Source organism: Vibrio sp. zbq_1 (assembly GCF_043102935.1).
Lineage (GTDB): Bacteria > Pseudomonadota > Gammaproteobacteria > Enterobacterales > Vibrionaceae > Vibrio > Vibrio parahaemolyticus.
The window spans coordinates 211,693-222,769 of sequence record NZ_JBICJH010000026.1; the positions used below are offsets into that span (position 1 = coordinate 211,693).

Annotated in this window: 9 protein-coding genes; 2 read left to right on the top strand and 7 right to left on the bottom strand. The window is 42.9% G+C overall.

Annotation, left to right across the window (positions count from 1 at the left end; all coding sequences use genetic code 11):
• Positions 1–74: 74 nt before the first annotated feature.
• Both ACF8CV_RS13595 and fabA read left to right on the top strand, forming a co-directional pair.
• The gene (locus ACF8CV_RS13595; RefSeq protein ID WP_138938684.1) at positions 75–1,712 is read left to right on the top strand and encodes a Lon protease family protein; all 1,638 of its coding nucleotides are present in this window, start codon (positions 75–77) and stop codon (positions 1,710–1,712) included.
• A 70-nt stretch (positions 1,713–1,782) separates the two neighbouring features.
• Positions 1,783–2,301: a bifunctional 3-hydroxydecanoyl-ACP dehydratase/trans-2-decenoyl-ACP isomerase gene (gene fabA / locus ACF8CV_RS13600; RefSeq protein WP_005390081.1), complete on the top strand. Its 519-nt coding sequence runs from the start codon at positions 1,783–1,785 to the stop codon at positions 2,299–2,301.
• A gap of 113 nt (positions 2,302–2,414) precedes the next feature.
• Here the strand turns inward: fabA and rmf are convergent, their stop codons facing one another.
• From rmf to pyrD, 7 genes are all read right to left on the bottom strand, one after another.
• On the bottom strand, positions 2,415–2,588 hold the full coding sequence (gene rmf, locus ACF8CV_RS13605; RefSeq protein WP_005494976.1) for a ribosome modulation factor: 174 nt from the start codon (positions 2,586–2,588) through the stop codon (positions 2,415–2,417).
• Between the two features lie 171 nt (positions 2,589–2,759).
• Positions 2,760–4,499, bottom strand: coding sequence for a DUF3466 family protein (locus tag ACF8CV_RS13610; RefSeq protein WP_023585874.1), 1,740 nt, complete (start codon positions 4,497–4,499; stop codon positions 2,760–2,762).
• A gap of 7 nt (positions 4,500–4,506) precedes the next feature.
• Positions 4,507–6,426 (bottom strand): ABC transporter ATP-binding protein, encoded by a 1,920-nt coding sequence (locus ACF8CV_RS13615; RefSeq protein WP_023585875.1) that lies wholly within the window; start codon positions 6,424–6,426, stop codon positions 4,507–4,509.
• On the bottom strand, positions 6,404–6,646 hold the full coding sequence (locus ACF8CV_RS13620; RefSeq protein ID WP_011105882.1) for a glutaredoxin family protein: 243 nt from the start codon (positions 6,644–6,646) through the stop codon (positions 6,404–6,406). Before ACF8CV_RS13620 ends, ACF8CV_RS13615 begins: the two co-directional genes overlap by 23 nt.
• Before the next feature lie 28 nt (positions 6,647–6,674).
• On the bottom strand, positions 6,675–8,798 hold the full coding sequence (gene rlmKL, locus ACF8CV_RS13625; RefSeq protein ID WP_005494968.1) for a bifunctional 23S rRNA (guanine(2069)-N(7))-methyltransferase RlmK/23S rRNA (guanine(2445)-N(2))-methyltransferase RlmL: 2,124 nt from the start codon (positions 8,796–8,798) through the stop codon (positions 6,675–6,677).
• A gap of 496 nt (positions 8,799–9,294) precedes the next feature.
• A complete protein-coding gene (locus tag ACF8CV_RS13630) occupies positions 9,295–9,837 on the bottom strand; it encodes a cell division protein ZapC (protein ID WP_005494967.1) in 543 nt (180 codons plus the stop codon).
• A gap of 168 nt (positions 9,838–10,005) precedes the next feature.
• Positions 10,006–11,016 carry a quinone-dependent dihydroorotate dehydrogenase gene (pyrD, locus tag ACF8CV_RS13635; protein WP_005458264.1) on the bottom strand — a complete coding sequence of 337 codons (1,011 nt, stop codon included), beginning with the start codon at positions 11,014–11,016 and terminating at the stop codon, positions 10,006–10,008.
• Positions 11,017–11,077 lie beyond the last annotated feature (61 nt).

Genomic DNA, 11,077 nt, shown 5'->3' on the forward strand with positions numbered 1-11,077 from the left:
TACACCAATTGGCACTAGGGAGTTCAGAGCCCTTTCGTTATAATGACCGCAATATTGAATAATGATGAAATTAAATGAATCAACTTAATTGGAAAGACGTGACTCCTTCGCTCGAACAATACGAAGACATTTTAAAATCTGCCTCCTCTCTACCTAAGAAGAAGTTCGTAGAACTTCAACCAAGACTCCTCGCTACTGTTGAACGATTCAAGAAAATCAAAGGCTTGACTCGATTTTTGGTAATAAACTGTGCAGATAATACGGTTTATCGTAAGTTTATTTGTGACGTGGTCACTGATGATTCGGAGCCTGCAATAATGACAGAGTCTTTGGACGCAAAGCTCTTGTTTGATCGCTACAGTGTCGATTTAAAAGGCGATGTTGTAGTTGAAGCTGGATTACTTTCCAAGGCTAACGGCGGGTATTTGATTTTACCAGCGAACCTCATTTTGGCGAATCCCGGATATTGGCCGAGCATTAAGTCTGCCATTCAAGGGAAGCCAGTAAAACCCTTGAATGTAAGCCCTACTCGACTACCTATTTTAACGGCCGATGAAAAAGAATTTGACGTTAAGATTATTGTTACTGGCGATCGTAATCAATTGGCCGACCTTGAGTATGTTGACGAAGATTTTTCAACCGGCCTAACGATGTATACCGAAGTTGAAGAAGATATCCACTTATCTGCAAGTAACTTAGAGTTGTATGTGGGTTTGGTGAATTGGATTTGTTCGGAGTACGGTTTCCCATCGTTGGATGAAGGTGCTTTTCAACGGTTACTATTAGCAGGCATGCGTTTAACTGAGGACCAACATTATTTGCCTTTAGGTGTGATGTGGCATTGCCAACTACTTAGCCTAGCTGCTCAGTTTAGCGATCAAAATATCATTGATTATGTGGCGATAGATAAAGCCATCGACGATAAATATTATCGAGAGTCTTACCTTCCTCAACGTGCAGTTTATGACATTCTTGATGGTCAGGTCATCATTGAGACTACTGGTGAACAAGTCGGCCAAATTAACGGACTCACGGTTATTGATATGGCTGGGCATCCTGTCTCTTATGGCGAGCCAGCGCGAATTTCATGTGTTATTCACTTTGGAGATGGTGACATTTCCGATGTTGAGCGCAAAGCTGAACTTGGAGGAAATCTTCATGCGAAAGGCATGATGATCATGCAAGCATTTCTAAGCTCTGCTTTGAATTTGGATGAGCCACTGCCTTACTCTGCGTCTATTGTTTTCGAGCAGTCCTATAGTGAAGTGGATGGTGATAGTGCTTCATTGGCAGAGTTATGTTGTTTGGTAAGTGCACTGTCTGAATCCCCGGTTAATCAACAAATCGCGGTGACTGGCGCGGTGGACCAATTTGGCCGAGTACAAGCGGTAGGCGGTTTAAATGAGAAGATCGAAGGTTTCTATCAAGTTTGTAAACACCAAGGCTTCACTGGTCATCAAGGCGTTATTATGCCTAAATCGAACTTGAAGCACCTTGCTTTACATAAAGATGTCATAGAAAGCATTAAGAATGGTGAGTTCCATATTTGGTCGGTTTCTACCGTTGATGAAGCAATACCTATTCTAATGGGCAAATCATTCAGAGGCGAAGATGATAGCGTCATCGGCAAGATCGCCGAACGTATTGAAAATTTTGAAAGACATGAGCATCCAGAAGGAATTGTGCAGCGCATCAAAAACTGGTTTGTCTAGTACTGATCGGAGTTGTTTAGCGTACACGTGTTCACTAACATGCATCTGTCAAAAATTGGAGTAATTGATAATGCAAAACAAACGTGATTCTTACAACCGTGATGATCTTCTTGCTTCTAGCCAAGGTGAGCTTTTTGGTCCGGGTTACCCACAACTTCCTGCACCAAACATGCTAATGATGGACCGAGTTACTAAAATGTCTGAAACAGAAGGTGATTTTGGTAAAGGTTTAATTCTTGCAGAGTTGGATATTACTCCAGATCTTTGGTTCTTCGATTGTCACTTCCCTGGTGACCCAGTAATGCCAGGCTGTCTTGGTCTAGATGCCATGTGGCAGCTAGTGGGCTTCTTCTTAGGTTGGGTCGGCGGCAAAGGCAAAGGTCGAGCTCTTGGCGTTGGTGAAGTGAAGTTTACTGGCCAAATTCTGCCAACTGCTAAGAAAGTAACGTACGAAATTCATATGAAGCGCGTTGTGAACCGTAAACTAGTGATGGGTCTAGCAGACGGCCGCGTATGTGTTGACGGCAAAGAAATTTATGTTGCGAAGGATCTTAAAGTTGGCTTGTTCCAAGATACTTCGAGCTTCTAGTTACCCTTCTCTATAAATTTTTAAGGCCTCTATCTGGGGCTTTTTTATGCTTAGTCATTACGAGAAAAGGCTCTCTACGAGCCCTTTCGAATCCTTCTGTTGTATGTGGAGAGTTATTTATAGAGACCAGATTGTTTTTCATCTCTGGCATCACGCCAACCACCTAACCAATACGACCGAGCGTCTACTTGTTGATACGGGCAAGCCTCTTGAGACCTTCCATTCAACCCAGCTTTATAGCCTTGAGATTGAGCTCGTTCTAGGCGATCACGCTTTTGTCTCTTCATAGTTAATTCCTCATACAGGTCCATTTACTAACGTACAGCTGTTATTGTGAAACTTTGGTGGAGTTTTTATGACTCCACTTATAAGAATCGATCAAATTGCGCGATTTCTCAAGGCATAAAAAAAGCAGAGACTCAATTCTGTGAGCCTCTGCTTGAATTAAAAATTACTGACTATTTTCTACGGAACCCAAACAAACCAAGCATGGTCAAAGCTAACCAACCAAGGCCTGCGCCTTGACGTTCAGCGCTGTCTGATTCCACGCTTCGCGCTACGATATCTTCTTTCGTTTGGTTAGGAATTGGCATTAATTTCACTGCAACAATTTCTTCAGTACCATTACAAGAAGCGTTATGCGCTGTAGAGTTATACCCGCCTGCACATTTCATAGCAGTAGCCGATATTACACCTGCATCATTAATATCTGTTGCATCAATAATACGGAATGCGTTATTTGCCTCTGAATATTCGCCACCGTTTGTCAATGTATCTAGGAACCACGCTTTACCATCAAACAGTGTTTCAGCTCTCACATTGTTTGCATCATCTTGGATGTATGGATAAATGAAACCACGCTTACGACGAGGTTTGCCATCATCTTCACGGGTAGATTCCGCATCTAACTGACCCACAATTTCGTTGTAAGCGTTGATACCACCCATTTTACCGCCCGCACCGTTGAAGAAGATGCCCGTCGTTGGGTAAATAGCACTCAGAGATGCAGAGCGAACATCATCAACAATAAACAAACGATTTGGAGTGGAGCCGGTCGGCATAGGGTACGCACCTGAACGTTTGGCCTCACCAATAGCAACGAAATTTTTGTTTACATTTGTCAAACGAGAGTTCGAATGAACAGTGTCATCTCCTTCTCGTTGCCGCGCCCCTACCACTACCTTGTTTTGCCAGGTACTAATATTGCTTAAAGAACTTTCTGACTCCAAAGTTCCAACAAACACTGTCGCGTTTAGATAGTTATCATTTTTTGAGTAAGTATTGTATCCCACACCATAAATGGTGGTTCCATCGACAACAAAATCTCGCATGCTTCCTTGAGCCAAACGTTCCCCATCTTTCCAATTGGTACTCGGCCAAGGAACTTGAGATATCAAACCGCTTTTGTCCCAGATTGCTGCCTTAGACGTATGGTGAGCCCCATTAGTATTAGAAGCCTTTTCTGAAATACTACCAACGGTAAATGTTCCATCCGTTTTCCATGCTCTAGATTCAACAACTTCAGCAGTTTCAGAGCTAGGCACAATATTTGGCAAAGTCGGTGCTACAACTGTGTTACGAGTTTCTAACGTCGCTGAATCAGATGCGCTTACGATACTTTGGTTACCTACAGCCTGACCTGACTCAGTTAAACTGTTTATGACATTGTTATATTCATTTTTGTAAGCGTCAGCGCTGTTCTCTACAAACGCAAGGGCATTGGACGTGTAGTCTTTACTGTAGCGTTCTTTACCCCAAGGAGACCAGTTAACAGCAGCCCATGAATCACACGTTGAGTAACGTTTTTCATTTTTGCAATAACGTTCGAAATCTCCAACTTCATCAAGGTAGTAAAAACCAGCATCCATCGCAAAAGGGATTTCTTCGCGGTAGCTATTACCATCAACTTCTTGGCTTGCAGATATTGGTGTCGTACGAGTTTCAATAGCAAGCTTAAATTGCTCTGGAGTGCAGTTTGCCGTCGCATCAAAGCAACCTAGGGCAAATGGAGAGTCTGTTGACGCATCGATTACATCACCCTGTTGAATTGCAACCCCGTAGGCCGTTTGGTAGTCACCATTTGAGCCATGATCCTGAGGTGAAACCTCAACCACTTGATACAATGCTGCGTTTGCGTTCATTGCGGTACCCACCATCAAAGCGACAGCGGTTAACTTGAATTTCTTACTACAATTCATTGAATTCTTAACTATCCTGTTGCATTGCTTCGAGTTCTTCCCATCTCTCGAATGCGATTTCTAACTCCTGCTCTAAAGCAGCAAGTTGTTCCAATACCGGTTGAGTCTGCTCGACTGGCTTAGCGAAAAACTCAGGGTCATTCACTTGTTCTTGCAGAGTTTCAATATCCGATTCTAACTGTTCTAGCTTAGCTGGAAGAGCTTCTAATTCTCTTTGCAGCTTATACGATAACTTCTTAGAGTTGTTCTTAGGTTGAGTTGTTTTGGGAGTTTCCTCAACCACTTTCTCTTTTTTCGCTGGTTTTTCCGTCGAAAAACGAACTGCAAGTGCTTGATCACGTTGCTGCTTCGCATCGTGATAACCACCCACGAACTCTTCGATTACACCGTCACCTTCAAAAATCCAGCTAGTCGTTACTGTATTATCAACAAACTCACGGTCGTGACTTACTAACAGTAACGTACCCTGATAATTGGCAAGCATTTCTTCTAAAAGTTCCAACGTTTCTATATCCAAATCGTTGGTTGGCTCATCAAGAATAAGTAAGTTATTAGGTTTCAGTAAGATACGAGCGAGCAACAATCGGTTTTTTTCACCGCCAGATAAGGCTTTAACTGGAGTGCGGGCACGCTTTGGTGCAAACAGAAAATCTTGAAGATAGCTTAAAGCGTGACGCTGACGACCACCTACCATTACTTCCTGCTTACCGTCCGCTAAGTTGTCGATAACAGTTTTCTCAGGATCGAGGATCTCACGGTATTGATCGAAGTAAGCGACTTCAAGCTTGGTACCACAATGTAAGCGACCCGATTGAGCTTCTAGTTGCCCAAGCAATAACTTCAGTACGGTACTTTTACCACAACCATTTGGACCAATAAGGGCAATACGATCGCCGCGCATGATGTTGAAGCTGAAGTTATCAACAATTTGCTTACCGTCGTAAGCAAAAGACATATTCTCTGCTTCAAAGACGATTTTGCCTGAGCGTGATGCATCATCGATATTGAGATTAACTTTACCCTGCACTTCTCTGCGGTCGCGACGCTCTTCACGAAGTTTCTTAAGTGCGCGCACTCGTCCTTCATTACGAGTACGACGCGCTTTAATACCTTGTCGAATCCACACTTCTTCTTGAGCCAGTTTCTTGTCGAACTCAGCGTTTTGCATCTCTTCAACACGAAGCATCTCTTCTTTCTCAAGCAAGTAATTGTCGTAATCACCAGGGAAAGAGGAAAGTTGCCCGCGGTCTAAGTCGACAATACGTGTCGCCATAGATTTAATGAATGCGCGGTCGTGGGAAATGAAGATAATTGAACCTTTGAAATCTTTCAGGAAGTTCTCTAGCCATTCGATGGTTGTGACGTCCAAATGGTTGGTTGGTTCGTCAAGTAGTAATACATCAGGGTCACAAACTAAAGCTCGAGCTAATGCCGCCTTGCGTTGCCAGCCGCCAGATAAGTCACGAAGTAATGTGTCTGGACTTAACTTTAGGGCACTAAGTACGTTTTTAACTCGGTCATCAAAACGCCACGCATTTGAATGATCCAATTGTTCTTGAGTTTTTGCTAAGCGGTTGATGTTCTTTTCGCTTGGGTCTTGCGCAACAAGATCAAGAAGATCATGGTAGATCTTAAGCTGTTCGCCAATTTCCGCTAAGCCACCAGAGACATACTCATAAACAGTACCTTCTTGGTTACGCGGTGGATCTTGCTCCAAACGAGAAACAACAACGTCTTGTGTTATTTGAATTTTGCCGTCGTCCAGTAAGATGTCGCCAGCAAGTACTTTCATCAACGTTGACTTACCGGCACCGTTTCTCCCTACTAAACAAACACGCTCATTTTCCTGCAAAGCAAACTCTGCGCGGTCTAATAGCGGATGATCACCGAAAGCAAGTTGCGCGTTATGAATGGTAAGTAATGCCATTATTTTCCAACCAATTTTTGAGTTCATCTAAATCGAACGGCCAGTTCAACTCAGAATCTTGATATTTTAATACGGGAATCGTTACGCCGTAACGAGAAAACAGTTCATCATCGAATGCGATATCGATAATATCTGTTTGTTCCGCCAGGCCGACCTGGCTTACTAGAGCAAATGCCATCTCACAAAGATGGCACCCCTCTGTGCTATACAATGTCAGCACCTATACGTCCTTATACTCAATCGTTTCTTTACTCTGCGTGTGTCACTAGCCAGCAGTTATGGATGTGTTTGTTTCGAGAAAAATCCAAAGGCAAAGTTTGCGATGAAATATTCTGAGCTTTTAGTCCTAGCTCAGCCAACCCTTCTTCATCCATCTTAAAGTGACGTTTATTGTTCGAGAACACAATCGTACCGCCTGCTCGTAACAAACGTTTCAAGTTCGTCATTAGCTTGATATGGTCACGTTGCACGTCGAATGACGTTTCCATACGTTTTGAGTTTGAAAACGTCGGTGGATCAATAAAGATAAGGTCGTATTCGCCTTTTGCATTTTCAAGCCACTGCAGACAATCGGCTTGCTCAAAGCGATGTTGGCGTCCAATACAACCATTCAACTGCATATTGTCTTTTGCCCAGTTCAGGTAAGTGTTTGACATGTCTACTGTCGTTGTTGAACGAGCTCCGCCAACTGCCGCGTGTACTGTTGCACTACCTGTGTAAGCAAATAGGTTTAAGAAATCTTTGCCTTGAGCCATTTCGCCTAAGCGACGACGTGTGATCTTATGATCTAGGAATAGTCCCGTATCAAGATAGTCGTGCAAATTCACGATCAGCTTCACGCCGTACTCGTTCACCTCTAACGTTTCAGATACCTGACCCAACTTTTGATATTGGCTGCGACCTTTCTGCTTTTCACGAACTTTAAGGACAACTTTGTTCGCTTCTACACCAGTCACTTGAATCGTTGCACGAATGATATCCGTCAAACGGCGTTTCGCTTTCTCTTCAGGGATATTTTTAGGTGCTGCGTATTCTTGAATCACGATTTGATCGCCATATACGTCAATCGCTACGTTATATTCAGGAAGATCTGCGTCATAGATGCGGTAGCAATCTAATTTCTCTTTACGAGCCCATTTGCCAATTTTGCCAATGTTTTTCTTCAAACGGTTTGAAAAATCAGGAGCGATTTGAGTATTGGTATCTGCACCTTTTACTTCATCGGCACTACGTTCTGCGATGCTGTAGTTTTTTTGGTGACACGGTAACGCACCATTGTTTAATTTGAATTGCTTATCTGCACGCATGCGAAGACAGCTCAGCAACTCATCTGAACTAGAGAAAATAGACGCTTTGCAGCCACCGAATTCTGCTTTCAATTGGCCACCAAACGCGGTGTAAAGCGCAATCAGACCTGGCTCTGTACCCAAACGTTCGCCGTAAGGTGGGTTAGATACAATCACACCATTTTCAAAACCTGCAGGTCGCGTAATAGTTGCCGCATCGCCTTGAGCAAACTCAATCAGTTCCTCAACCCCTGCTCTGCGAGCGTTCTCTTGTGCAACTTTGAGCACTTTAGGGTCGTTATCGAAGCCAAAAAACTTAGCGTCAACTTTCTTGACGCCGCGTCTAGCCTGAACGTTTGCTTCTGATTTGATTTCAGCCCATGTATCTGGCTCAAAGTCTTCAAGTGATTCAAAGCACCATTGCTTTCGTTTTACACCAGGAGCCATATTTGCAGCCATCATTGCCGCTTCAATCAGTAACGTACCAGAACCACACATTGGATCGAGAAGTGGCTGATGACCGTCCCAACCACAACGCATAATGATTGCTGCTGCTAATGTTTCACGAAGTGGTGCACGGCCAGATTCCGGACGGTAGCCACGTTGATGAAGGCCACTGCCTACCATATCAACACCTAAGATAGCTTTATCTTTGTGAAGGCGAACATGAACGCGAATATCAGGACGTTCTTTGCTGATGTTTGGTCGAGGTAAGCCTTTCTTCTCAAAGCAATCAACGATGCCATCTTTTACTTTCATCGCGCCGTACTGACTGTTGCGGATCTCGCGGTTGGTACCGTTAAAGTCCACAACGAAACGCTTAGAACTGTGGAATTGATTCACCCAGTTAATTGACGAAGTAGATAGGTATAGATCCATGTCGTCGTTACAGGTGAATTCAGATAAAACACGTACAAATCGTGATGCCAAGCGGCTCCACAAACAACAACGATAGATTTGCTCATTCGTGGCTTTAAATTTTACGCCCGCCTGTACTGGTTTCGCGTTTTCAATGCCTAGTTTAGTCAGTTCTTCAACAAGCAGGTTTTCCATGCCGTTTGAAGTTACCGCGAGATATTGATTCATAGTGTTCTTTCGTTAATAAAAAATGGCCTTAATTATACCTGACTTTACGATCAATGCCTCGTTTTTAAAGGCGTTTTTAGTTTCACCAGAGCAAACAATCACCAATCACTTGATCTGAAACTTCCTACATTTCGAGCTGAGCATTTCTTTTCCCATTCTTTTAGCTAACCGAAAACCTTACTTTAAAGAAGAAGTGAATACTTATTTACATTAAAATTGGTATATACCAATAGTAAAATTATGTTGTAATTTACTTACCAATTGCATGTATTGGGGAAGAAATGGGGGAATGTTAGGCGATAAGTTGCCTAATATTAGTGATCGCTAAGATTAAAAAAGTGGAATAAAAGTGACCAGCTTCATAGTTATGTGCTTAACAACGCAGTGATTTCAGCCGATTAATAAAGGTATTTGAAAGGAGAAGGATAAAAAAAATCGACCTGAGGCGGTCGATTAAGGCAAACAAAGGAACGAAATAAAGAAAACTTAAAGATGTTTAACCCACCATAGCCATTGGAGCCATGACAAATAAATGATTCGCACAAACCATTCTGTCGTGCATAACTTTTATTGGTTGTCCAAACTGCAGCGTTTTATGGCCATCAAGAATGAACTCTTCTTGACCGACGTACGCGCATAAGCTTGAAGCTTCGCCAGGTTCTAAAACGATGAAAACGCCTTCAGAATAGCGGTTAGATAGAAATACCATGTCCCCTTCTTCTGGTTCGTGCCCTGTTGATTGAGCATCGAAGAACCAACTCTTAGGCTGGACTGGTTTATGGAAGCGTTTCGCAGCTACACAGTAAAGTGTTAGCTCGGCCTGACGGTACTCATTGATATCGAGACAGCGAATGCGTTCATTAAACGTTTGAAACGCACTAGCATCGTCGACTGTAAATTCGTTTTTTGAGAAGGCACAGTTGACCAACAGCTTACGGGATAGATTGGTTTGGAAAATCATTTCCTCCCCCAGATCCAGCATTAAGCAAGCTTTGTGCTCGTCAAAATACCAATTCCATTTGTCGCTGGGTTTAAGCATTATTCCGTTCTCTCTTGACTAGTGAATCAATGGTAAAGAGGTAAGACGCTTAATTACCTACTCATGATTTTCTAAATTTTACAAACGAACGGACAAAAAAAAAGAGGAAACGAGTTCCTCTTTTTTCTGAAATAAGCGTTGAATTCTCAGCGATTTATTTGATGAGTGCTACAGATTTTTAACAATATCGCGTACTAGGCCAGGACCATGGTAGATAAAGCCAGTGTAAACTTGTACGAGTTGAGCGCCTGCCATCATTTTCTCTTTTGCAGCAACATAAGAGTCAATGCCGCCAACACCGATGATAGGAAGTTTGTCACCCAATGCTTCGTGCAATTTGCGAACAACTTCTGTTGAACGAGATTGCACCGGACGACCGCTTAAACCACCCGCTTCATTTGCGTGTTTCATACCTTCAACTACTGTTCGATCCAGTGTAGTGTTTGTTGCAATAACACCATCGATATTGTTTTTCAGTAGTGATTCACAAATCTGAGTGATTTCATCATCGCTCAAATCAGGGGCAATCTTAAGTGCTAGTGGAACGTACTTGCCGTGTTTTTCTGCAAGCTCTGATTGTTTCGCTTTAAGCTCTGATAGTAACTCGTCGAGTGCTTCACCGTATTGTAGAGAGCGAAGTCCCGGAGTGTTTGGAGAAGAAATGTTTACAGCGATGTAACCAGCATATTCGTACACTTTCTCCATACAAATCAAGTAGTCCTCTGCCCCGTTCTCGATTGGTGTATCTTTGTTTTTACCAATGTTGATACCAAGAACACAGTTGAACTTTGCTTTTTTCACATTCTCAACCAGATGATCCACACCTAAGTTGTTAAAGCCCATTCGGTTGATGATGCCTTCTGCTTCAACCAAACGGAACAAACGCGGTTTGTCATTACCTGGCTGAGGACGAGGAGTCACTGTGCCAACTTCAACAAAGCCAAATCCCATCGCATCGAATGCTTCAATACATTCCCCGTTTTTATCCAAACCAGCAGCAAGACCCACTGGGTTACGGAATGTTAACCCCATGCATTCTACTGGACGGTTAGGTAATTGTTGACGATAGAAAAGATCGAGTGGTGTGCCGTTAAAGCGTTGGAAGTTCTTGATTGCAAGATCATGTGCCTTTTCGGCATCAAGTTGGAAAAAGCCAGTTCTGGCTAGACGGTAAAGCATTGTGCCTCCGAAAGAAAAAAGCCCCGTGTAAACGGGTCAATATTATTTACTGTTTTTTATT